The following is a 21,641-nucleotide window of genomic DNA, read 5'->3' on the forward strand; positions in this document are numbered from 1 at the left end:
CTTCAAGGGTGCGGGCGGTATCCAGAACGTGTGCCAGCATCGGCTTGGCAGCCAGCGGCTGCAAAACCTTGGGCAACACCGAACGCATGCGCTTACCTTGGCCGGCGGCCAGTACGATCACTTCCATGGGAGGCCTTATGCTTGATTTATATGCGCGGCAGATTTTATCAGGCGGATGTTAATTTCTGCTGCGAAGCAGCACGCGCTTTGTGTAAAAGAGTGGTTAGAAGGAAGTACGTCACGCCCAGGTCCGGTGCTGAGCGGGGTCGCCCCTTTGGCTTATTGACTGTTGATAGAATCGCGACCTGCACCTGTGCTGTTCCTGGATACCTGAATTCAATGCCCAATATCAATACACCGGCCTGGAAGGCCTTGCTGGCCCATCGTGATCAGATCTCCGGTCTGCATCTGCGCGACCTTTTTGCGGCCGACCCTGATCGTTTCAAACGCTTTTTGGTTGAGCTGGACGGGCTGTTGGTGGATTTCTCCAAGCAGCGGCTGGATGAGGAGGCGCTGCGCCTGCTTATTGATCTGGCCGAGACGGCGCGGCTGGCGGAGTGGCGGGACAGGCTGTTTTCGGGCGACAAGATCAATTTCAGCGAGAAGCGGGCGGTGCTGCACCCGGCCCTGCGGCATCTCAAGCTGGGGGCGTTTCCGTCGGCCGAGAATGACGTGATGCCCGAGGTGCGGGCGGTGCGCGCGCAGATGCGGCAGTTTTCGGAGAAGGTGCGCGGCGGGTTGTGGCGGGGGTTTTCGGGTGAGGCGATCCGCGATGTGGTGAACGTCGGCATTGGCGGGTCGGACCTGGGGCCCAAGACGGTGGTGCGCAGCCTATCGGCGTATCAGCATCCGGGGCTGCGGATGCATTTTGTGTCCAACATCGACAGCGCCCATCTGGCCAAGCTGCTGGACTCCCTCGACCCGCGCAGCACGCTGTTTGTGGTGGCCAGCAAAACCTTCACCACCCAGGAGACCATGCTCAACGCCTACACGGCGCGGGAGTGGTTGTGCGCAGCGGCGGGCGAAGACTGGGCCCGGGCGCTGCCCCTGCATTTTGTGGCGGTGAGCTCGGCGGTGGATAAGGCGGCGGCCTTCGGCCTGCCCGAGGCCAATGTGTTCCGGATGTGGGACTGGGTGGGGGGGCGGTATTCGTTGTGGTCGGCGGTGGGGCTGTCGATTGCCCTGGCCATTGGCATGAACGGCTTCGAGCGCCTGCTCTCGGGCGCCCAGACCATCGACAACCATTTTCGCGAGGCGCCGTTTGAGCGCAACCTGCCGGTGCTGATGGCGCTGGTGGGGGTGTGGAACACCAATTTTTTGGGGGCCTCCACCAGCGCTGTGCTGCCCTACAACGAGTCGCTGCGCTTTCTGCCTTCCTTCCTGCAGCAGTTGGAGATGGAGTCCAACGGCAAGACGGTGGGGCGCGACGGCCAGCCCTTGAGTTGCCAGGCCAACCCCATCGTGTGGGGCGAGATTGGCTCCAATGGCCAGCATGCTTTCTTCCAGCTGCTCCACCAGGGCGGTTGGCTGGTGCCCTGCGACTTCATCGCCAGCGCCCAGAGCGACTTTCCGCTGCCGGGCCATCAGGCGCCCCTGATGGCCAACTTTCTGGCGCAGAGCGCGGCCCTGGCCTTTGGCAAGACCGAAGCCGAAGCCCGCTCCGAACTCGAAGCCGCGGGTGTGCCCGCCGACCAGGTGGCATCCCTGCTGCCCCACAAGGTCTTTGCCGGCAACCAGCCCTCCACCACCATCATTCTGCCCCGGCTGGACCCTTTCCACCTGGGCATGCTGATGGCGCTGTACGAGCACAAGGTGTTTGTGCAGGGCGTGGTGTGGGGTATCAACTCGTTCGACCAGTGGGGGGTGGAGCTGGGCAAGCAACTCGCCGGGCGCCTTCTGCCGGCCCTGCAGGGTGTGGGCGACACCGTTGGCCTCGATCAGTCCACCCGCGAGCTCATCGCCTGGTGCCGCGAACACGGCGATTTTTGAGGCACGCCCCCAAGGTCGAATTCATTCGACCAGCAATGCCATTGGCAACTACAATCCCCCGCCATGAATGCAAACATCATCCATCATGGCGCGTTTCAGGGGGTGACGGGGTCGTGTCACCAGTTGTTCATTGATGAACTCAATAGCCTGCTGATCGACTGTGGCCTGTTTCAGGGGGCCGAGACGGCGCCGGACGGGGTGTCGGGGGCGGACAGGCTGGAGATTCCGTTTCCGGTGGAGCGGGTGCAGGCGCTGGTGGCCACCCATGTGCACATCGACCACGTGGGGCGCATCCCCTGGTTGCTGGCGGCGGGCTTCAAGGGGCCGATCCTGTGCAGCGAACCCTCCGCCAGGCTGCTGCCGGTGGTGCTGGCCGATGCCTTTGCGGTGGGGGTGACGCGGGACACGCGGCTGCTGGAGCGCTACCTCAAGATGGTTGAGGCACGTATCCGGCCGATTCCGTGGCGCACCTGGTATCCGGTGTTCTCGGGGCCCAAGGGGAGTTGCCGCATCCGCCTGCAGCGTGCGGGGCACATCCTGGGCTCGGCCTATGTGGAGTGCGAGTTGACCCGGCCGGGCGGCGAGCGCCTGCGGGTGCTGTTCTCCGGCGACCTGGGCGCCCCCTACGCGCCCTTGCTGGCGGCGCCCAGGCCACCCTGGACGGCTGATGTGGTGGTGCTGGAAAGCACTTACGGCGATCAGGTGCACGAAAAGCGCAGCGCCCGGCGCGCCCGCCTGCAGGCGGTGGTCGAGAAGGCCCTGGGCAACGGCGGCACGGTGATCATCCCGGCCTTCAGCATCGGCCGCACGCAAGAGCTGTTGTATGAGTTTGAGGACATCCTGTATCGCCAGCGCCAGAAGCCGGGGCGTTTTGCCGAACGCTGGGCCAAGCTGCCGATCTACCTGGATTCGCCCCTCGCCGGGCGCTTCACCCGCATCTACCGGGAGCTGCAGCCCTACTGGGACGCCGAGGCCCAGGCCCGGGTGAGGGCGGGGCGCAAGCCGCTGGAGTTCGAGCAACTGGTGGCCATTGATGAGCACGCCGACCACGAGGCCAACGTGCGTCGTCTGGCCCGCAATGGCGAGCCGGCCATCGTGATCGCCGCCAGCGGCATGTGCGCCGGTGGCCGGGTGATGAACTATCTCAAGGCCATGCTCCATGATCCGCGCCACGATGTGCTGTTCGTCGGCTACCAGGCCCGTGGCACCCCCGGCAGCGCCATCCAGACCTTCGGCCCGCGGGGCGGCTATGTGGATATCGACGGCGAACGCATCGAGATCCGCGCCGGCATCCACAGCCTGCCCGGCTACTCCGCCCACGCCGACCAGAACGACCTCGTCCGATTCGTCACCCGCATGCGCCATCTCCCCACCGAAGTCCGCCTCATCCACGGCGACCCCGAAGCCCGCCACGCCCTGGCAAGCCGGCTGCAGGATGCGACAGGGGGCAGGGTGAAGGTGATGAATGGGTGAATCATTGCGCAGCCTCTCCCCATGCAATTCTTCCCCGTGGGGTCGAATTTATTCGACCTCGACACGCCAAACCATCGACATGCCGGTGATCACAAGTCCGAGGTCGAATAAATTCGACCCCACGAAGCTTGCACCCCACGCAAAAAACCCCGCCATGCTTGCGCAAGGCGGGGTTTTTTACCGGCCAGTCGGGCGACGCCGGGGCGTCACCTTTCCGTGAGGGTTTGCCTGATTAGGCAACCTTCTTGGAGGACTTGGCGGGAGCGGTGGTGCTGACGGCCTTGACGGTGGCGCTGGTGGCAGCGGCAACGTTGGCTTCGGCGATTTCGGCGACTTGCTTGGCAGCCTTGGTCACGCTGTCGTAGGCGGAGTTGGCGGCGGCGATGGCGGACTTGACAGCGGCCACGGCAACGTCGGAACCGGCGGGAGCGGACTTGGCAGCCTTGTCCAGAGCGGCGGCGAAGGACTTGTTGGCTTCGGCCACTTGGGCTTCAACCAGCTTGCTCACTTCTTCTTGGGTCTGGGAGGCGATTTCGTAGATGCTGCGGGAGTAGGCAACAGCCTTCTCGACCAGGGGCTGAGCCAGGGAGGTTTGCAGAGCCAGCAGCTCTTGCACGTCCTTGGCGCCCAGCAGGGCCTTGGTGGAGGCAACGCTGTCTTCCAGAACGGCGCGAGCGGTGTTCAGGTTCAGGGCGGCGATGCGCTCGGCGCTGGCGAAGGCGGTGTTGGCCAGGGTCAGCAGGGTTTCAACGTTGGCCTTGTTGGCAGCGACGATTTGCTCGGGGGTGGTGGTCATGACAATCTCCTTGAGTGAATGGACAAATTACTGTCTGGGTTTTGCAATGCCCCTGATTGGTGCGCTGCAACATGTAGTCCATTATATGCACACAAAGAGTGCTGTCAATAGTTTTTTGCTGCGCCGCACAAAAAACCTTTCGTTTTGTAACCTCGTTGAAAACTAAAGGTTTTTTTGTGCATTGGGCGGCGAGTGGGGCATCTGGCGGAGATCAAGGCCTGGCGCGGTTCTCCGGCCGACAGGGGGTCAGTTGGCGCCGTCGCCGTCCTTTTTCTTGGGCTGGATGGTGACCTGGACGCGGCCTTGCTGGCTGGGTACGGTGGTGGCGTTGGGGCCGTTGGTGACCACGTAGGTTTCGGTCAGGCCGTTGAATTGAATGTACTGGCCGCGTACTTCGTCGGTGCCGCTGCGCACCTTGGCGCGCTGGAAGAACTGGGAGAGCTCGCTTTTGGCGTCATGCTCGATGCGCTCGCCTTCGCCTTCGACCCATTCGTTCCTGCCTTCTCGCTTCTGGCGGAAGTGGGCCAGCCCGCCCTCTCCACCGGTGGCCACGCCGCGCTGGTAGCCTTCCACGTCCTGGCTGACGACGAGCTTGTCACTGCGGATGGTAAGGGTGCCCTGGGTGAGGACGACCTTGCCTTCGAAGATGTGGATCTTGTTTTTGTCGTCTACGGTGACGCGGTCGGCGGCAATGTTGACCGGCTTGCTGCGGTCGGCTCTTTCGGCGTGGGCGACGGGGACGGCCAGGGCCAGGAGGGCGAGGAGGGTGAACTGCCGGAGTGCGGTTTTCATGGTTTCGGCGTCGGGGTATTTCGGTAGAGGGTGCCGCGCACCTGGCCCTGCAGGCGGATGTTGCCGACGATGTTGTCGCTTTCCATGCGCTCGGCGGTGACCACCGTCTTGCCCTGGGTGAGGGTGACGGGGGTGTCGCTGCGCATTTTTTCGTCGTCCGGCCAGACGGTCATGCGTTCGGTGCGGAGGGTGGATTCGGGCTTGCCCGGTTGGGCGGCGCGGCGCAGGTAGACGTTGTCGTTGAGCACGACGGTCTCGCCGTCCTTGCTCACGGTGGCAAAGTCGGACTCCATGCGCACGGGCTCGGGCCGGTTGAGGTAGTCGAGGCGCGGGCGGGTGAGTTCGGTGCTTTCGTCGTCGCCGAAGTGCACCATGCGGTCGGCCACCAGAATGTATTGGGTCTTGCCTGTGAGGTCGAAGCGACGCAGGGTGAGCTTGTCGGCAGTGAAGTCGGGCTCGTGCTGCGATTTGTCCGTTTTGATGGTTTCTTCCTGCTGGGTCACCCGGTCGAGCCATACGCTGACCCCGGCCAGCAGGAGCAGCACGATGATGGGGAAGAGGCTGTGGCCGCGACTGTTCATGGGGCTCCGTCAGATGACTTTGGCGAGCATCAGGTCGTGGTGGTTGAGGGCGCCGACCAGGCGGCCCTCGGCGTCGGCCACCAGCAACTGGCTGATGCGCAGGCGCTCCATCATTTCGGCGGCTTCGACGGCCAGGGCGCCGGCCTGGATGGTGCGCGGGCCGCGCTTCATTACGTCGGCCACCCGGGCGGTGGAGAAGTTGCAGCCGCTGGCGAGGGAGCGGCGCAGGTCGCCGTCGGTGTAGATGCCGATGATGCGCTCGTCGCTGCCGACGATGGCGGTCATGCCCATGCCGGCGCGGGTCATCTCCATGAGGGCGTCGCCGAGCAGGGCGTCCTCGCCGACCCGGGGGATGGCGGCGCCGCTGCGCATCACGTCGGCCACATGGGTGAGCAGACGCCGGCCGAGGGCGCCGCCGGGGTGGGAGCGGGCGAAGTCGTCGGGGCCGAAGCCGCGGGCGTCGAGCAGGGCCACGGCGAGGGCGTCGGTGAGGGCGAGGGCTGCGGTGGTGCTGGCGGTGGGGGCGAGGTTGAGGGGGCAGGCCTCTTCGCGCACGGCGCCGTTGAGGTGTACGTCGGCCTCGCGGGCCAGGGGCGAGTCGGGGTTGCCGGTGAGGGCGATGAGCCGGGCGCCCTGGCGCTTGACCAGGGGCACGATCTTGAGGAGTTCTTCGCTGCTGCCGGAGTAGGAGATGGCCACCAGCACGTCGTTGGCGGTGATCATGCCCAGATCACCGTGGGCGGCTTCGGCGGCGTGCACGAAGTAGGCCGGGGTGCCGGTGCTGGCCAGGGTGGCGGCAAACTTGCGCCCGATGTGCCCGGTCTTGCCGATGCCGGAGACGATGACCCGGCCCCGTGAGGCAAGGATCAGGTCCACGGCCCGGGTGAAGGTTTCGTCGAGCTGGCTGGCGAGCGTCTGCACGGCTTCGGCTTCGATCGCCAGGACGCGGCGGGCGAGGGCGATAACGCGGGCATGGGCAGCGGCAATCGGGGCTGAGCTCATGGGCAACGTGGGTATAATCGGGCACCGGAGTATATCAGAACGACTATTCGGCCCGTCCGGCGGGCCTGCTTCCCATGCATACCTTCGAGCTCGTTCTTGTTCTCCTTGCCGGCGCTGTGCTGGTGGTGGGGATCTTCCGCTCTCTCAATCTTCCGCCGGTCCTGGGCTACCTGATGGTGGGGGCTGCCGTCGGCCCTCACGCGATGAATCTCATGCCCGACACGGGCGGCGCCCGTTACCTGGCGGAGTTCGGGGTGGTCTTCCTGATGTTCACCATCGGGCTGGAGTTTTCTCTGCCGCGGCTCTACAGCATGAAGCGCATCGTCTTCGGGCTGGGGGCGATGCAGGTGCTGGGTTGCGTGCTGTTCGTCACTCTGGTCGGCGGTGTGGCCGGCCTGGGCTGGGGGCCGAGCTTTGCGCTGGGGGGCACGCTGGCCATGTCGTCCACGGCCATTCTCTCCAAGCTGCTGTCCGACCGCCTGGAGCTGGATTCAAAGCACGGCCGCGAGACCATCGGCGTGCTGTTGTTCCAGGATCTGGCGGTGGTGCCCTTGCTGATCCTCATCCCGGCCCTGTCCAAGCCCGCCGACGAAATGCTCACCACCCTGGCCCTGGCCACCGTGAAGGCGGTGGTGATGCTGGGCCTGGTGCTCTTTCTGGGCCAGAAGATCATGCGCCGCTGGTTCTTTCAGGTGGCGCGCCAGCGCTCGGCCGAGTTTTTCATGCTCAACGTGCTCTTCATCACCCTGGGCCTGGCATGGCTGACGGAGATTGCCGGCCTGTCGATGGCGCTGGGGGCTTTCCTGGCCGGCATGCTGATCTCCGAAACCGAGTACCGCTATCACGTGGAGGAGGACATCAAACCTTTCCGCGATGTGCTGCTGGGGTTGTTTTTCGTGACGGTGGGGATGTTCCTGGACGTGGGGCAGATCATTGTCAGCCTGCCCGCCGTGATGGCCATGCTGGGGGCCTTGCTGGTAGGCAAGTTCCTGCTGGTGGGGGCGGCGTCGCGCCTGATGGGCAGCCCCCAGGGCACGGCGGCGCGGACCGGCCTGTGGCTGTGCGCGGGGGGGGAGTTCGGTTTTGTGTTGCTGAGCCAGATCGACGCGGCCAGTCTGCTGCCGCCGGCTCTGTCACAGGTGGTGGTGGCGGCCCTGGTGCTGTCCATGCTGCTGGCGCCGCTGGTCGTGCAGTACAGTGAAAAGCTGGTGCTGCGCCTGGTGCCGTCCGAGTGGATGAGCCGATCCCTGCAGCTCACCAACATCGCCACCCAGTCCATGTTCGTGGACAAGCACGCCATCCTGTGCGGCTTCGGCCGTAACGGGCAGTACCTGGGCCGGATGCTGGAGCAGGAGGGCATCACCTATATCGCCCTCGATCTGGACCCGGAGCGGGTGCGTGAGGCTGCGGCGGCTGGCGAGACGGTGGTGTTTGGTGATGCTGCCAAGCGTGAAACCCTGATGGCGGCAGGTATCAACCGGGCGTCGGTGGTGGTGGTGACCTATGCCGACACCGATGCCGCCCTGCGCGCCATGAGTCAGATCCGCGCCTGCCGGCCGGACGTGCCGGTGGTGGTGCGCACGGCCGATGAGGTGGACCTGGACAAGCTGCGCCAGGCCGGCGCCGCCGAGGTGGTGCCCGAGGCGGTGGAGTCGTCGCTGATGCTCGCGTCCCACGCCCTGGCACTGCTGGGGGTGCCCATGCCGCGCATCCTCAAGCGCATCCGAGAAGTGCGCGCTGAGCGCTATCACTTGCTGCGGGGGCTGTACCGGGGTGGCGAGCACCTGCACGAAGAGGTGATTGAAGAGCGTCAGCAGGCCCGCCTGCATTCCGTGGTGATGGCCGTCGGCGCCCATGCCATCGGCCATAGCCTTGAAGAACTGCGCCTGCGCGAGACCGGTGTCGAAGTCAGTGCCGTCCGCCGCCAGCGCATCCGCGTCGTAGACCCCATCCCGGAAACCCGCATCGAGCTGGACGACGTGCTCGTTCTCCTCGGCACCCCCACCCAGCTCGCCTCCGCCGAAACCCGTTTGTTCAAAGGCCTGTAAGGGCGATCCGTTGGGGCGATGTGTAGGAGCGACTTACTTTAGTTAGGGGCGACTTGTGGGCGACTTCAGTCGCCCCTACTGGCGCACCTGCGTCAGAACGCTGCGCACACGGTATAGATGCCGCTATCCACCAGGTCGGCCGGGTTGATGGCGGTGCCGTTGGGGGCACCGCCGGGGAGCAGGCGGACGGAGCCGCTGGCGGGGAGACCGTCGTCCATGGCGATGTCGATCTGGCGGGCGAAGTTGCCGGCGAGGTTGTCCTGACAGATGAAGAAGGTGCCGGCCCAGGCGGTGATGGGCGGGGTGCCGGTGATGCCGATGCGGCCGCCGACGGCGTTGCGGGGAAGCCAGTCCTGGAGGGTGACGCCTTCTGTGATGGGGCTGCGCCCATCGCCCGTGGCGAGATTGGCCAGGCGCACGTGCTGCCAGAACAGAACGGATTCGTCGGTGGGTGTGGTGGAGTTCCAGTTGCCTTCGATGCGCCCGTTGCCCACGCTGCCCCCCGTGCTGGCGCGGAGGGCGCCGGTGAGGCGGTTGGCGACGCCCGGGTCGTCACCGGGCATGGCGCGGAAGCGGTCCTGGTAGCTGAAGACGTAGGTGGAGGTGGCGCGGAAGTCGCTGACCACGCTCTTTACCTTGGCGCTGTTGATGAGCTCCTGGCCTTTCAGTACGCCGCCGAGGAGCAGCCCTATGATGACCAGGACGACTGCGATTTCGACCAGGGTGAAGCCGCGCTGCCGTGTCTGCATTTTTGACCCCAATGGAATATGTGTGGAGTGGATGTTAATGCATATGACATTTCGTGGCGCGTAAAAAAACCCGCCTGGCCACCCGGTGAGCGGGGGCGGGGCGGGGGCTTCAGTGCAGGGTGTCGGGGCGCTCGGGAGTCTGGACGTCGAGCCACACGTCGCTGCCGTCCTCGCTTTCGCGGATCTGCAGGCCGAAGGTGGCAAAGGCCGCCTGCACGTCGCGGCGCAGGGGGATGTCGGCCAGTTCGCCCGGGCCGATGGCATGGCCGGCGGTCAGGTGCTGGGCGGTGGTGAGCCAGATGGGCGACAGGAAGGAGCCGGCGACGAGTTCGTGCATTTCGGCGCTGACGGCCTTGAGGGGCTGGCCGAGGCCGTCCAGGTAGCCTTGAACGTGGGCGACGGCCTGCATCAGGTGGGCGATGCGGCCGAGGCTCTTGGCAAACAGGTCGTCCAGGTCTTGCGCGGCGTAATACAGGGTGATTTCTTCCTGCATGCCGTCGGGCAGGGCCTGGATGAGGGCCGCCAGGTGGTTGAGGAGGAGGTCGGAATCGGCCGGCACCGACCAGGCGCTGCGCCGGTTGATGTGGTATTCCTGCCACATGGCCGCCAGGATGGGGGCCAGGGCGCGGGCCAGGGGCGCGTCGTTGCTTTCGGGCACCGGGGCCCGGGAGTCGTGCAGACGCCAGCATTCCTTGTGCAGGTGGTGGATCAGGCGGGCGATTTCGGCGCCGTCGCCGGAGAGGATCTGCCACAACTTGCTGCCGTCGAAGAGCAGGGCCAGCCCGCCCTCGTCGGAGACGATGCGCGACAGGTGATCGGCACCCGCCGGGGTGACACCGAACCTTTGCTCGGTGGCGGCCAGGTCGTCAACCACGAGGATGCGCGACAGGGCGGCGAGGTCCAGGTCTTCGTCGCGGGCCTGGATGCGTTCGAGCAGGGCTTCGAGCACCTGCCGGAGGGTGTGGGCGTTGGCGGTGGAGATGGGGCCGTCGAAGTCGATGTGCATGGTCGGGAGGGGCGTGCAGCAGGCTTTATTCTTCGACGTGGCGCAGGGACAGGTCGATGGCGCGGACGTCCTTGGTGAGGCTGCCGATGGAGATGCGATCAACGCCGGTTTCGGCGATGGCGCGCACCCGTTCGAGATTGACACCGCCGGAGGCTTCGAGCTCGGCGCGCCCCTTGTTGATGGCCACTGCATCGCGCATCTGGGCGAGATCCATGTTGTCGAGGAGGATCATCTTGGCGCCAGCGGTCAGGGCTTCCTCAAGCTGTTCGAGGTTCTCGACCTCGACTTCGATGAACACGTTGGACGGGGCGAAGGATTTGGCCTGCTCGATCACGGCCTTGATGCTGCCGGCGGCGATGATGTGGTTTTCCTTGATCAGGATTCCGTCGTAGAGGCCGATACGGTGGTTGGTGCCGCCGCCGACCTTGACCGCGTATTTTTGGGCCAGGCGCAGGCCGGGGAGGGTCTTGCGGGTGTCGACGATCTTGGCCTTGGTGCCGGCCACGGCTTGCACGAAGGTGGCGGTGAGGGTGGCGGTGCCGGAGAGCAGCTGCACGAAGTTGAGGGCGGTGCGTTCGGCGGTAAGCAGGGCGCGGGCGGAGGCGTCAACCTCACAGAGCAGCTGGCCGGGCTTGATGCGCTCGCCGTCGCGGGCGTGCCAGATTACGGAGGCGTCGGGCTCCAGCGCGGCAAAGGCCGCGTCGAACCAAGCGGTGCCGCACAGTACGGCGTCTTCGCGGGTGATGACGCGGCCACGGGCATTGCGGCTGGCGGGCACGAGGCGGGCGGTGAGGTCGCCGGTGCCGATGTCTTCGGCCAGGGAGGCGGCCACGGAGCGCTGGACTTCAACGCGAAGCTGTTCTGCAAATTCCATCGGGAGTCACCTAAGATGTTACCGGCCTTGAATTCTAACACCGGGGGGGAAAGCGTCATGACCACGATGATGGGCGTGCTGGAGGTGAGCCTGGGGGTGCTGATCGTGGTGCTGCTGGTGGGCGGCACGGTCTATTGGTATGTCCAGGACATCACCCAGAAGAAGCACGCCATTCTGCGCAATTACCCGCTGGTTGGCCATCTGCGCTACTTTTTCGAGCAGATGGGCGAGTACTTCCGGCAGTACTTCTTTCTCAATGACCGGGAGGAGATGCCCTTCAACCGGGCCACCCGTGGCTGGGTGTATCGGCTGGCGAAGAATGAGGGCGGGGTGGTGGGGTTTGGCTCCACCTACGACCTGCATCACCCGGGGGCGCTGATCTTTGTGAATGCCGGCTTTCCGGTGCTGGAAGAGGACCAGGCCCCCACACCGCCCCTGGCGATTGGCGACGGTCATGCGGAGCAGCCTTTTGTGGCCCGCTCCATCATCAACATCAGTGGCATGAGCTACGGCGCCCTGTCGGGCCCGGCGGTGCTGGCGCTGTCAAAGGGAGCGGCCGAGGCGGGCTGCTGGATGAGCACTGGCGAGGGCGGGCTGGCGCCGGCTCACCTGGAGGGCGGCGCCGACATCATTCTGCAGATCGGCACTGCCAAGTACGGTGTGCGCGACGCCCAGGGGCAGCTGTCGGACGAGCGCCTGCGGGAGCTGGCGGGCCATGCGGCGGTGAAGGCCTTTGAGATCAAGCTGTCCCAGGGGGCCAAGCCGGGCAAGGGTGGGGTGTTGCCGGCCAGCAAGGTGACGCCGGAGATCGCGGCGATCCGCGGCATTCCCGTGGGGGTCGATTCCATCAGCCCGAACCGCCACCGGGACATTGGCAACGTCAATGAGTTGCTCGACATGATCGTGCGGGTGCGCAGGGTGACGGGCAGGCCGGTGGGCATCAAGACGGCCATCGGCGGGCGGCGTTTCCTGCATGAGTTGTGTGAGGCGATCCTGCGCCGGGGGCCCGATTCGGCCCCGGATTTCATCACCGTGGACGGGGGCGAGGGCGGCTCCGGTGCGGCGCCCCAGGCCTTGGCCGATCACATGGCCCTGTCCATTGATGAGGCCCTGCCGCGGGTTGTGGACACGCTGATTGAGTTCGGTCTGCGGGAGCGCATCCGGGTGATTGCTGCCGGCAAGCTGGTGACCTCGGCCCGGGTGGCCTGGGCCCTGGCCTGCGGGGCGGATTTTGTGAATACGGCGCGGGGGTTCATGTTCTCCCTGGGATGCGTGCAGGCCATGCGCTGCCATCAGAACACCTGTCCGACCGGTATCACCACCCACAATCCAAAACTGCAGCGTGGCCTGGTGGTGGAGGAGAAGTACCTGCGGGTGGCCAACTATGCCCGTAACCTCAACAAGGAGGTCGATATGATCGCCCATGCCTGCGGGCTCCAGCATGCCCGGGAGTTCCGGCGGGAGCATGTGCGTCTGGTGCAGTCGGAAGGGCGCAGCGAGGCCTTCAACATGCTCTATCCCTATCCGGAACCCTTTGATGGCGCCCATGGCCGGCATGGCGGGCTGGTCTGAGACGGCATTTCCTGCCGTTTGCACGCCCGGCCGTTGATCCATCCCTTGTGCGGCGCGGTCGGGGCGCCCGCTTGCCGGCGGCAGATTTTTCCGGATCCGGTGAGCGGGCACCCCCGGGCGCAGGCGCGCCGGGTCGGAGGGGGGCTTTTCGGCGAATCTGCTTAACTGGACTTTACCTGTCTTAACGCTTGTTAACGGCAAGATCGCCGCTTTTCGGCCGCTAAATTGCTACATGAGAGGCTCGGAGGTATGCCTGCCTCCCGCCCCGGATGGACCGGCGGGTTTTCCGGTCAGTTCTGCAAAGGATCGCATCATGGTCAGCAGTATCGGCAGTAACAGCGTGGCTTCCATGGCGAATGTGTCGCGCCACGACCCGAGCCGGATGGCGAGCAATATCTTTTCCAAGCTCGACACCAAGGGTCAGGGCTATATCGAGGCCAGTGACCTGCAATCGGCCTTGAGCCAGATCAGCAGCACATCGTCTGCCAGCACCGAGAGCGATAGCGCCGCCCTGTTCAAGGCGCTGGACGGGGACAGTGACGGCAAGGTGACGGAGAGTGAGTTTTCCAGCAGCATGCAGAAACTCGCCGATGCCCTGGATAGCCAGGCCTTCAGCAGCCGAATGGCGGGTGCCATGCCCCCGCCACCCCCGCCGCCTTCAGGGGGGGACGACGCGGGTTTTACCCAGGATGAGCTGAAGAGTCAGCTGGAGGAAATCGGCTCGACAGACAGCGCACGTTCGGAGCTGATCTCCAAGGTGGCAGATAACTTTGAAGCTGCCGATACCAACGGTGATGGCAAGGTGAGTGCTTCGGAGGCCATGGCCTATGAGCTGAAGACCGCCAATGACGGCAGCAGCGACAGCGCTACCGCGAGCACATCGTCCTCCTCCGGCACCCGCAACACCGAGGCCGTGCTGGCCCAGCGCCTGATGGAGCTGATGCGCGCCTACGGTGACGACGGCGAATCCAGGCGCAATTCCAGCGTCGCCGTGACCGCCTGATCCCGGCTGCCCTGTCTGAAGGTGGTGGGAGCGCCCGGGCAAAGCCGCGGGGCCTCAAGGGGGCAGGTAATTTCAGGCCGAGGACAGCAGGTTCACGCTTATTCGGCGGCCTTTTCTGAACGGCCCAGGTGCTTCTCCAGGAAGCCGTCGAGGGCCTTCAGGTACTGGAGGCGGTGGGTGGGCTGGCCGAGGCTGTGGCCGGCGCCCTTGAGTTCGAGGTATTCAGGCGGGCGGCCGGCCCGGGTCAGGGCTTCGACCATGCTGCGGGCTTGCTCCACCGGCACGGTCTGGTCGGCGTCGCCCTGGATGAGGAGGAGCGGCGTTTTGATGGCGGCGGTGTGGAACACCGGCGAGGTGGCGCGCAGCCTGGCACTGTCGCTCCAGAAGCTGCCGAACTGCAGGCGTGCCAGGCTGCGGCCGCCGCGGCTGCGTAGGTGGTGGATGAGCGCTTCCAGGTCGGTGACGCCGTTTACGCTGACTGCGCAGCGGTAGGCGTCGGGGGTGCGGATGGTGCCCATCATGGCGGCATAGCCCCCGTAGCTGCCGCCGACGATGCAGATCCGCCCGGGGTCTGCGATGCCCTGCTTGATCGCCCACTGTGTGGCGTCGGTGAGGTCGTCCTGCATCTCCAGGCCCCAGCGCTGCAGGCCGGCCATCTCGAAGCTGTGGCCGTAGCCCGACGAGCCCCGGAAGTTGACCTGCAGCACCGTGTAGCCCCGGCTGGCGAGGAATTCGCTCATGGGGTCGAAGTCGTTGCCATCGCGGGTGTGGGGGCCGCCGTGGGGGAGGAGCACCAGAGGCCCGGGGGCGGTGCCGGCTGACTTGGGACGGCTGAGCCAGGCGTGGAGTGGCAGGCCGTCCCGGGCGGTGATGCTTACGGCCTCCTTGCCGACCAGTTGCGCCCGCGGGAGGTGGGGGTATTGCTCGGCCAGCAAGCTCAGGCGCCCGGTCTGGCGGTCACCGAGGTAGTACTGGCCCGGCTGGCCATTGCCGCTGGAGTGCACCAGGTAGCGCATCTCGTCGCGACTGAGTTCGAGCAGCCGGTTGAAGCGCCCGGGCAGGGCCTTGTCGATCTCGGTGGCGAGGGTGGCCAGCTCCGGGTCCCAGAAGCGGCTGGTCTGGCCGTCGTCGTCTGCATCACCGATCAGTCCGACGGCTTCGCCGGTCAGCGGCGAGCGGATCAGGCGGCCGTCCAGATCTTGTTTGGGGTGGGCGAGCCGCAGCACCCGTGGCAGGGCCGGGTCGCGCAGGTTGACGCTGAATACGGCGTCGCGGCCTTCGTGGAGAGCCATGACGAAGAGCGTGTAGGGGTCTTGATCGAAACCCAGGGGGGTGACGCTCTCGGCGGAGAACAAGGGGTAGGACCACAGGGTGCGCCAGGCGTGGCCGTCCGGATCGCGGGTGATGATGTCGATCTGCTCGCCCTGCTGGCGGATGCCCAGACGGACCCGGTGCTGGGCGTCGGTCATCCAGCGGCCGACCCGGCGCTGGGGTGGTTCGAGCATGCGTCGGCTGCCGGACTCGATATCCAGCTTGTAAACGGCGGGGCTGCGGGCGGTAGGGGCGTCCAGCGCGAGCAGGATGTGGCGGCCATCGCCGGGCAGGAGGTCGACCACCTCGTCCTGGATCTGCTGGCTGGCCCGCAATCCGGTGTCGTCCAGCTCGCTCAGATCCCGTTGTTCGCCGCCGTCCAGGTTGATGGCCACCAGGCGGGTCTGGGTGCGCCCCTTTTGCTTGCGGTAGTGGACGCTGGCAATGAGGCGGTCGTTGGAAACCCAGCGCGCCCAGCCGAGTGCCACGGTTGTGTTGTCGGAGAGAAGTACGTTGCGTATGGCCCCGCCGTCGGTGGCCTGGGTGACGAGCACCGTGCCGTCGGGCAGGTTCATGAGCCCGGCGATATGCTTGCCGTCGGGGGCGAGGGTGACCCCGCTGATGAATGGAGGCTGGGCGATCTGCTCTGCGCTCAGTGGCGGTGTGCCAGAGGCTGAGAAAGCAGGGAAGGCAGGCAGCAGGGCGACAAAAGCCAGGGCCGGGAGGTGGCGCATGTTTGATAGTGAGAATTGTTATCGATTGCGCCGAATCGTAGCATGGTTTGCGGCTGTCATAACGACAGCTGCGGCCCGCCCCGTGGGGTCGAATTCATCCTATTTTCCTAGGTTGTCCTCTCTAAGGCAGACGCAAACCCAATGCTGAAGCGGGTTTTTCCTCCCTTGGCCGGATCAGCCGATGGTTGAAGCTGAAGGGGTTTATGGGACGCGCTGAGGGCAGCTGGAGGGACTGTGGGGGCGACTTCAGTCGCCCGCGTTCTTCGACCGGCATGCTCAGCCCAGCCGGGTCATCACCTCTTCGGCTACCCGGGCTTCCAGGTCAGGGGCAAGGCAGTCGAGTTCCTGCAGGTCGCCCCAGTTGTCGCGGAAGTTGCGTTGCCAGGTGATTTGGCGTTTGGCGAGCTGACGGGTGGCAAAGATGCCTTTGTCGCGGAATGTGGCGAGGCTGCAGTGGCCTTCCAGATATTCCAGGGCCTGGCGGTAGCCGACGCAGCGCATGGAGGGCAGGCTGGCGTCGAGTCGGTAGTGGCGGCGCAGGCGCTCCACCTCGTCCACAAAGCCGGCCAGCAGCATGGTGTCGAAGCGCCTTTCGATACGGGCGTGGAGCACGGCCCGGTCGCCGGGGGTGAGGGCCAGGGGAATCAGGCGGTGGGTGTCGGCGGCGCTCTCGCGGCGGGCGTAGCTGGCGGCCAGGGGCTGGCCGGTGAGGCGTACGATTTCGAGGGCGCGCTGGATGCGCTGGGCGTCCTTGGGTTCCAGGCGGGCGGCAGCGTCGGGGTCGAGGCTGGCCAGCTCTGCATGCAGTGCCGGCCAGCCGTCCCGGGCGGCGGTATCTTCGATTTCGCGGCGCAGGGCGGGGTCGGCCTCGGGCAGGTCGGAGAGGCCTTCGCGCAGGGCCTTGTAATACAGCATGGTGCCGCCCACCAGCAGGGGTATGCGCCCGCGGGCGCTGATTTCGCCCATCAGGCGCCGGGCGTCGTGGCAGAAGCGGGCTGCGGAGTAGGCTTCTTCGGGGCTGAGGATGTCGATGAGGTGATGGGGGCAGGCGGCCTGCTCGTCGCGGCTGGGCTTGGCCGTACCGATGTCCATGTCCCGGTACACCAGGGCCGAGTCCACGCTGATGATCTCCACCGGCAGGCTGCGGGCAAGGGCCAGGGCGCAAGCGGTCTTGCCGCTGGCGGTGGGGCCCATGAGCAGGATGGCGGGCGGAAGCGGGGAGGTTTGGGGCATCATGCGCCTTTCAATTGGACGCGCATTGTAGCGGGTGGGGTTGCCCTATGAGCATGAGGATGAGTCGGGCCTGGCGGGCCCTGGTGGTGGTGTGGCTGATGCTGTGGGCGGGGCTGGCGTCCGCTGCTTCGCCGCTGTTCCTGTGGGAGCTGCGGGATGGTGCGGGTGGGCTGCGGGCCTGGCTCTACGGCACCATCCATGTTTGTGATGCGGCCTGCTTTCCCTTGCCGGCGCCGGTGCAGGGGGCGCTGGCCGAGGCTGACAGCCTGGCCCTTGAGCTGGATCTGGAAGACCCGGCGGTGATGCGCCGCCTCGGCGAGGCGGCCGTGCTGCCGGCCGGGACGCAGCTCGATACCCGGCTGCCCCCGGCTCTGCGGCCGCGCCTGGTGCTGGCGTCCACCCGCCTGGGCCTGCCCCCCGAGGCGGTGCAGCGCCTGCAGCCGTGGATGGTGAGCACCCTGCTGACTATCCGGGTGGCGGAGCTGGCGGGCTTCCGCACCGAGCAGGGGGTGGATCTGTGGCTGGCGCGTCAGGCCCGGGAGCGGGGCAAGCCCCTGTGGGCCCTGGAAACCGTGGAGCGGCAGATCCAAGCCATGGCCGGGGGCGGCGACGCGGCCCAGGTGGCCAGCCTGACCGAGGTGATCGAGCTGATCGAGTCGGGCGAGGCTCGGGCCTACTTCCGGCGCATGCTCGACGCGTGGCGCGGCGGCGACGTGGCGGCCCTGGATGTGCTGTTGCGGGAGGAGATGGCCAGTGCAGACATGGCGCCCCTGTTTGAAGAAATGCTGGACCGGCGCAATCGGGAGATGGTCGATACCCTGCTGCGCCGGCTGGAGGGGGGCGGGCGGCCCTTCGTGGCAGTGGGGGCCGGGCACTTTGGCGGTAGCGCAGGCCTGCTGGCCGAGCTCACCCGGCGAGGCTACACCTTGACGCAGGTGGAGGCGCCTGCCGCCGCAGCGGATTGAGCCACCTGCCGGATGATGTTCATGAACCCCATGCTCACGCAGGCGGCGGGGCTGGCCCTGAGCCTGATGGCTCTGCAGGCACTGGCCGGCGTGCCGGTGGCTGTCGATGTCGGCCATTACCTGGACAAGCCCGGGGCCATCAGTGCCCATGGCGTCACCGAGTTTGAGTACAACCACGCCCTGGCCGCGGTGCTGGCGGCCCGGCTTGCATCGGCGGGTACGCCCGTGCGCCTGATCGGCCAGCGGGGCGAGATGGCCGATCTGCGCGCCCGGCCCCGGGAGGCGGAGGCGGCAGGGGCGGGCTTCTTCCTGTCGGTGCATCACGATTCAGTGAAAGAGCAGTACCTCCAGCCTTGGGTCTGGCAGGGGCGGGCCCTGCGCCATGCCGAGGGCTTTGCCGGCTTCTCGTTGTTCGTGTCGCGCCTCAACCCCCGGCTGGACGAAAGCCTGGCCTGTGCCAGCGCCATCGGGGCGGCCCTGCGTCGGGCCGGGTTGCCGGTGGCCACCCATCACGGGGTGTCGTCGGAGGGCGTGGCCCGGCCCTGGGCCGATGAGGCCAACGGGGTGTATTTCTATGACAATCTGGTGGTGCTCAAGACGGCCACGGTGCCGGCGGTGTTGCTGGAGGCCGGGGTGATCATCAACCGGGACGAGGAGCGCGCCCTGGCCACGCCCGAGCGCCGGGCCCTCACCGCCGAAGCCGTGGTGGATGGGCTGCAGCACTGCGGCGTGGTCGCTGCCCCGTGACCGGCGCCGCCGGATCGGCCAGAATGCCACCCGAACGAATTGACCGGCCTGCGCCATCGACATCATGAAGACCGTACTGCTGTCCTACTTTTCTGCTGCCCGCAGTCTGACCCGGCCGGGCGTGCTGTGGCATCTCATGTGGCCGACCTTGCTCGCAATGAGCGTCTGGACGACCCTGCTGGTGTCCAGCTGGGGCACGCTGATCGAGCTGGGCACCGGCCTGATCACCGCCATGCCTCTGGTGGGCGGCTGGTTGGCCAGCACCGACAGCGCCCTGATGGTGGCCCTGGTGATGTTCAAGATCGGCCTGGTGGTGCTGGCCCTACCCATCATCTACGTGACGGCGGCCTTTCTGGTGGCGGCGGTGGCCCTGCCCTTGATGGCCGAGAAGGTGGCCGCCCAGGATTACGCCGACATCGCCCGGCGCAAGGGCGGTAGCCAGATGGGCAGTGTGTGGAATGCGCTGGTGGCGGTCGTGCAGTTTGTGCTGCTGCTGGTGCTGAGCCTGCCTCTGTGGCTGATTCCAGGGGTCGGACTGGTGATTTCCCTGGTGCTCACCGCCTGGCTCAACCAGCGCGCCTTCCGCTACGACGCCCTGATGGCCCACGCCGACGGCTTCGAGATGAAGGATCTGCCCGCACGCCATTCCAGCAGCCTGTTTGGCGTGGGCCTGCTGGGTGCGGTGCTGGCCCATGTGCCCCTGGTCAATCTGTTTGCGCCGGCACTCTCCGGGCTGGCTTTTGTCCATTACCTGCTGTCGGCCCTGCGGGTGAGCCGGCAGGGCGAGAACATCATCGAGGTAAAGTAAATGACTGACAACGCGGCGCCGTCCTTTGGCGCACTCATCATTGGCGACGAACTGCTCTCCGGTCGCCGCGAAGACAAGCACCTGGGCAAGGTGCTGGAGCTGCTCAAGGCCCGGGGCCTGCGCCTGGCCTCGGTGCGCTACGTGGGCGACGAGCGCCCGCGTCTGGTCCAGACCCTGAAGGAGAGTTTTGCCGGCAATGACATCGTGTTCAGTTTTGGCGGTATCGGTGCCACGCCCGACGACCACACCCGTCAGGCCGCTGCCGAGGCTCTGGGCCTGCCCCTGGCCCTGCACCCCGAGGCCGAGGCCGAGATCCGCGCCCGCTTCGGTGACGAGACCACGCCCCAGCGCCTGCAGATGGGTGTCTATCCGGAAGGCAGCGAGATCATCCCCAACCCCTACAACCGCATTCCGGGCTTCTCCATCCGTAACCACTTCTTCGTGCCGGGCTTTCCGGTGATGGCCTGGCCCATGGTGGAGTGGGTGCTCGACACACGCTTCGCCCACCTGCATCACAAGGCCGACTACGTGGAAGCGTCCATCATCGTCTGGGACGCTCTGGAAGGGCATCTCATCGATTTCATGGAGCGCATTACCGCCGACTTTCCCGATGCCACCCTGTTCAGCCTGCCCAGCGTCGGTGGTGAGGGCGGGCGTCGCCACATCGAGCTGGGCATGAAGGGCCCCGCCGCGCGGGTGGAGCAAGCCATGGCGCTGATCACCGCCGAGATGAGCCAGCGCGCTTACGCCTGGGAGCCGGCCCGGAGCTTGTGAGTGAGCAAGGACGCAGCCGGCAGCTATCGCGATTTTCCTGGCCGGCGCTGGCTGGTGGTGGGGCTGCGCGCGGCCCACATCGCCGGCGTGGTGGGCGTGGGGGCTGGGCTGCTGGCCCCGCCAGGGCGTCCGGCCGATGGTTTCGTGCTGCTGATGGTGGCCTCGGGGCTGGTTATGGCGGCCCTGGATGCCTGGTCCAACCCCGTGTGGCTGCGGGAATACGCCGGCCTGTCCCTGTTGGTCAAGTTTGCCCTGCTCGGCTGGTTTGTGGCCGATGACGCCGCGCGGCCGCTGCTGTTCTGGGGAATCCTGGTGTATTCCGTGATCTTTGCCCACGCCCCCGCCAGCTTCCGCCACCGCCAGCCGGGGCGCGGGTAAGCGTCCGCGGTCGACCGAATTCGACCCCACGATGGCAGGTGGCTTTGCCGGCTGTCACCGTCCTGAATCATTCATCCCTTACCCTCGCCCTCCGATTGGGATGATGTCCGGAGGGCGTGATGGATTCGAACTGGATGCCGGGGAAGACTGCGGCGGGTGGGGAAGAGATTGCGACCCGCGCCGGGCGACTGCCACCGCGCCTGCGCACGCTGCTGATCCTGGTGGATGGCCGGCGCACGCTGCGCCAGTTGGGGGAGCTGGTGGCCGATCCGGCGGTAGGCGAGGGCCTCACCGAGTTGCTGGCGCGGGGGCTGATCACGCCTCGGCCGGTGCCGGCGCCCCATCCATCTCACGCCGGTGAGCCCGCCAGTCGGGCCTCGCTTGACCCGAAGACCCGCGCCACGGCCCCCGCCGACCGGCGGCGTTCCCTGGCCCTTGCGCGTTTTTACTTGCTCGACGCCATGGAGCAGAGCCTGCGCACCCGGGATGTGGCCATCCGCGAGCAGCTGCGCCAGGCCACTACCCGGGACGAGCTGCTGCAGGCCTTCGCCCGCTGCCGCGTGATCGCTGCCGAGGTGGGCGTGGCCCACGTGACGACCATCGAGATGCGCTTCATGGATATGCTGCCCGAGGAGGGCTGACGCGCAGGGCGGGCTGGTCGAATTCATCGGCGACGTTCACGTTAAGCGTGGATTTCCCTTGAAACCGCCTCCCGGGCCTTCTATAGTTCGGAAGTCCCAAGGGGGAGTAGCTCCACACTGGTGGGTCGTCAGTACGAAGAATGCCGTGATGTCTGCGGGTATCTT

21 protein-coding genes are annotated in these 21,641 nt (G+C 66.4%); 11 read left to right on the top strand and 10 right to left on the bottom strand.

The genetic code is table 11. The features are described 5' to 3' along the window. Nucleotides 1-127, bottom strand: a 127-nt coding sequence (locus PHI64_RS10390) for an NTP transferase domain-containing protein (RefSeq protein WP_299882451.1), incomplete at its 3' end; no start/stop codon positions are given. A gap of 212 nt (nt 128-339) precedes the next feature. On the opposite strand from PHI64_RS10390, the gene pgi reads away from it, so the two are divergent. Next, nucleotides 340-1,989, top strand: coding sequence for a glucose-6-phosphate isomerase (pgi, locus tag PHI64_RS10395; RefSeq protein ID WP_299882328.1), 1,650 nt, complete (start codon nt 340-342; stop codon nt 1,987-1,989). A gap of 63 nt (nt 1,990-2,052) precedes the next feature. Next, nucleotides 2,053-3,462, top strand: coding sequence for an MBL fold metallo-hydrolase (locus PHI64_RS10400; RefSeq protein ID WP_299882330.1), 1,410 nt, complete (start codon nt 2,053-2,055; stop codon nt 3,460-3,462). Between the two features lie 232 nt (nt 3,463-3,694). Here PHI64_RS10400 and phaP read toward each other — a convergent pair whose 3' ends face one another. The 4 genes from phaP to PHI64_RS10420 form a co-directional block, all read right to left on the bottom strand. Next, nucleotides 3,695-4,258 carry a phasin family protein gene (gene phaP, locus PHI64_RS10405; RefSeq protein WP_299882332.1) on the bottom strand — a complete coding sequence of 188 codons (564 nt, stop codon included), beginning with the start codon at nt 4,256-4,258 and terminating at the stop codon, nt 3,695-3,697. Between the two features lie 246 nt (nt 4,259-4,504). Next, nucleotides 4,505-5,050: a lipopolysaccharide transport periplasmic protein LptA gene (gene lptA / locus PHI64_RS10410; RefSeq protein ID WP_299882334.1), complete on the bottom strand. Its 546-nt coding sequence runs from the start codon at nt 5,048-5,050 to the stop codon at nt 4,505-4,507. Next, on the bottom strand, nt 5,047-5,631 hold the full coding sequence (lptC, locus tag PHI64_RS10415; protein ID WP_299882336.1) for an LPS export ABC transporter periplasmic protein LptC: 585 nt from the start codon (nt 5,629-5,631) through the stop codon (nt 5,047-5,049). The genes lptA and lptC overlap by 4 nt, the downstream gene beginning before the upstream one ends. A 9-nt stretch (nt 5,632-5,640) precedes the next feature. Then, nucleotides 5,641-6,633 (bottom strand): KpsF/GutQ family sugar-phosphate isomerase, encoded by a 993-nt coding sequence (locus tag PHI64_RS10420; protein ID WP_299882338.1) that lies wholly within the window; start codon nt 6,631-6,633, stop codon nt 5,641-5,643. A 74-nt stretch (nt 6,634-6,707) separates the two neighbouring features. Here PHI64_RS10420 and PHI64_RS10425 point away from each other — a divergent pair, with 74 nt between their 5' ends. Next, a complete protein-coding gene (locus PHI64_RS10425) occupies nt 6,708-8,681 on the top strand; it encodes a monovalent cation:proton antiporter family protein (protein ID WP_299882340.1) in 1,974 nt (657 codons plus the stop codon). Between the two features lie 92 nt (nt 8,682-8,773). Here the strand turns inward: PHI64_RS10425 and PHI64_RS10430 are convergent, their stop codons facing one another. The 3 genes from PHI64_RS10430 to nadC all read right to left on the bottom strand — a co-directional run bounded on the left by PHI64_RS10430 (nt 8,774) and on the right by nadC (nt 11,310). Beyond that, on the bottom strand, nt 8,774-9,430 hold the full coding sequence (locus tag PHI64_RS10430; RefSeq protein WP_299882342.1) for a prepilin-type N-terminal cleavage/methylation domain-containing protein: 657 nt from the start codon (nt 9,428-9,430) through the stop codon (nt 8,774-8,776). Between the two features lie 109 nt (nt 9,431-9,539). Further along, entirely contained in the window at nt 9,540-10,436 is an 897-nt protein-coding gene (locus PHI64_RS10435; protein ID WP_299882344.1) for a hypothetical protein, read from the bottom strand. Between the two features lie 25 nt (nt 10,437-10,461). Continuing rightward, entirely contained in the window at nt 10,462-11,310 is an 849-nt protein-coding gene (gene nadC, locus PHI64_RS10440) for a carboxylating nicotinate-nucleotide diphosphorylase (protein ID WP_299882346.1), read from the bottom strand. A gap of 57 nt (nt 11,311-11,367) precedes the next feature. Between nadC and PHI64_RS10445 the strand changes: the two genes are divergently transcribed. Together PHI64_RS10445 and PHI64_RS10450 are read left to right on the top strand one after the other, a co-directional pair. Then, the gene (locus PHI64_RS10445) at nt 11,368-12,882 is read left to right on the top strand and encodes an FMN-binding glutamate synthase family protein (RefSeq protein ID WP_299882348.1); all 1,515 of its coding nucleotides are present in this window, start codon (nt 11,368-11,370) and stop codon (nt 12,880-12,882) included. Nucleotides 12,883-13,195: 313 nt separating this feature from the next. Next, nucleotides 13,196-13,885 carry an EF-hand domain-containing protein gene (locus PHI64_RS10450; RefSeq protein WP_299882350.1) on the top strand — a complete coding sequence of 230 codons (690 nt, stop codon included), beginning with the start codon at nt 13,196-13,198 and terminating at the stop codon, nt 13,883-13,885. Nucleotides 13,886-13,983: 98 nt separating this feature from the next. On the opposite strand, the gene PHI64_RS10455 is transcribed toward PHI64_RS10450, so the two are convergent. Next, nucleotides 13,984-15,930, bottom strand: a complete 1,947-nt coding sequence (locus tag PHI64_RS10455) for a S9 family peptidase (protein ID WP_299882352.1) — start codon at nt 15,928-15,930, stop codon at nt 13,984-13,986. A 276-nt stretch (nt 15,931-16,206) separates the two neighbouring features. Beyond that, on the bottom strand, nt 16,207-17,166 hold the full coding sequence (miaA, locus tag PHI64_RS10460; RefSeq protein ID WP_299882354.1) for a tRNA (adenosine(37)-N6)-dimethylallyltransferase MiaA: 960 nt from the start codon (nt 17,164-17,166) through the stop codon (nt 16,207-16,209). Between the two features lie 56 nt (nt 17,167-17,222). Here miaA and PHI64_RS10465 point away from each other — a divergent pair, with 56 nt between their 5' ends. From PHI64_RS10465 to PHI64_RS10490, 6 genes are all read left to right on the top strand, one after another. Continuing rightward, on the top strand, nt 17,223-18,128 hold the full coding sequence (locus tag PHI64_RS10465; protein WP_299882355.1) for a TraB/GumN family protein: 906 nt from the start codon (nt 17,223-17,225) through the stop codon (nt 18,126-18,128). 21 nt (nt 18,129-18,149) lie between these two features. Beyond that, nucleotides 18,150-18,875: an N-acetylmuramoyl-L-alanine amidase gene (locus PHI64_RS10470; protein WP_299882357.1), complete on the top strand. Its 726-nt coding sequence runs from the start codon at nt 18,150-18,152 to the stop codon at nt 18,873-18,875. Between the two features lie 64 nt (nt 18,876-18,939). Further along, nucleotides 18,940-19,683, top strand: a complete 744-nt coding sequence (locus PHI64_RS10475) for an EI24 domain-containing protein (protein WP_299882359.1) — start codon at nt 18,940-18,942, stop codon at nt 19,681-19,683. Continuing rightward, nucleotides 19,684-20,457: a molybdopterin-binding protein gene (locus PHI64_RS10480; RefSeq protein WP_299882361.1), complete on the top strand. Its 774-nt coding sequence runs from the start codon at nt 19,684-19,686 to the stop codon at nt 20,455-20,457. Beyond that, on the top strand, nt 20,458-20,835 hold the full coding sequence (locus tag PHI64_RS10485) for a hypothetical protein (protein ID WP_299882363.1): 378 nt from the start codon (nt 20,458-20,460) through the stop codon (nt 20,833-20,835). A 119-nt stretch (nt 20,836-20,954) separates the two neighbouring features. Further along, nucleotides 20,955-21,476, top strand: coding sequence for a hypothetical protein (locus tag PHI64_RS10490; protein WP_299882365.1), 522 nt, complete (start codon nt 20,955-20,957; stop codon nt 21,474-21,476). Nucleotides 21,477-21,641 lie beyond the last annotated feature (165 nt).

The organism is Zoogloea sp. (genome assembly GCF_028689785.1).
Classification (GTDB): Bacteria; Pseudomonadota; Gammaproteobacteria; order Burkholderiales; family Rhodocyclaceae; genus Zoogloea.

Coding starts and splice junctions, on each gene's coding strand:
- pgi (WP_299882328.1), top strand. CDS start 340: ATGCCCAATATCAATACACCGGCCTGGAAGGCCTTGCTGGCCCATCGT.
- PHI64_RS10400 (WP_299882330.1), top strand. CDS start 2,053: ATGAATGCAAACATCATCCATCATGGCGCGTTTCAGGGGGTGACGGGG.
- phaP (WP_299882332.1), bottom strand. CDS start 4,258: ATGACCACCACCCCCGAGCAAATCGTCGCTGCCAACAAGGCCAACGTT.
- lptA (WP_299882334.1), bottom strand. CDS start 5,050: ATGAAAACCGCACTCCGGCAGTTCACCCTCCTCGCCCTCCTGGCCCTG.
- lptC (WP_299882336.1), bottom strand. CDS start 5,631: ATGAACAGTCGCGGCCACAGCCTCTTCCCCATCATCGTGCTGCTCCTG.
- PHI64_RS10420 (WP_299882338.1), bottom strand. CDS start 6,633: ATGAGCTCAGCCCCGATTGCCGCTGCCCATGCCCGCGTTATCGCCCTC.
- PHI64_RS10425 (WP_299882340.1), top strand. CDS start 6,708: ATGCATACCTTCGAGCTCGTTCTTGTTCTCCTTGCCGGCGCTGTGCTG.
- PHI64_RS10430 (WP_299882342.1), bottom strand. CDS start 9,430: ATGCAGACACGGCAGCGCGGCTTCACCCTGGTCGAAATCGCAGTCGTC.
- PHI64_RS10435 (WP_299882344.1), bottom strand. CDS start 10,436: ATGCACATCGACTTCGACGGCCCCATCTCCACCGCCAACGCCCACACC.
- nadC (WP_299882346.1), bottom strand. CDS start 11,310: ATGGAATTTGCAGAACAGCTTCGCGTTGAAGTCCAGCGCTCCGTGGCC.
- PHI64_RS10445 (WP_299882348.1), top strand. CDS start 11,368: ATGACCACGATGATGGGCGTGCTGGAGGTGAGCCTGGGGGTGCTGATC.
- PHI64_RS10450 (WP_299882350.1), top strand. CDS start 13,196: ATGGTCAGCAGTATCGGCAGTAACAGCGTGGCTTCCATGGCGAATGTG.
- PHI64_RS10455 (WP_299882352.1), bottom strand. CDS start 15,930: ATGCGCCACCTCCCGGCCCTGGCTTTTGTCGCCCTGCTGCCTGCCTTC.
- miaA (WP_299882354.1), bottom strand. CDS start 17,166: ATGATGCCCCAAACCTCCCCGCTTCCGCCCGCCATCCTGCTCATGGGC.
- PHI64_RS10465 (WP_299882355.1), top strand. CDS start 17,223: ATGAGTCGGGCCTGGCGGGCCCTGGTGGTGGTGTGGCTGATGCTGTGG.
- PHI64_RS10470 (WP_299882357.1), top strand. CDS start 18,150: ATGAACCCCATGCTCACGCAGGCGGCGGGGCTGGCCCTGAGCCTGATG.
- PHI64_RS10475 (WP_299882359.1), top strand. CDS start 18,940: ATGAAGACCGTACTGCTGTCCTACTTTTCTGCTGCCCGCAGTCTGACC.
- PHI64_RS10480 (WP_299882361.1), top strand. CDS start 19,684: ATGACTGACAACGCGGCGCCGTCCTTTGGCGCACTCATCATTGGCGAC.
- PHI64_RS10490 (WP_299882365.1), top strand. CDS start 20,955: ATGGATTCGAACTGGATGCCGGGGAAGACTGCGGCGGGTGGGGAAGAG.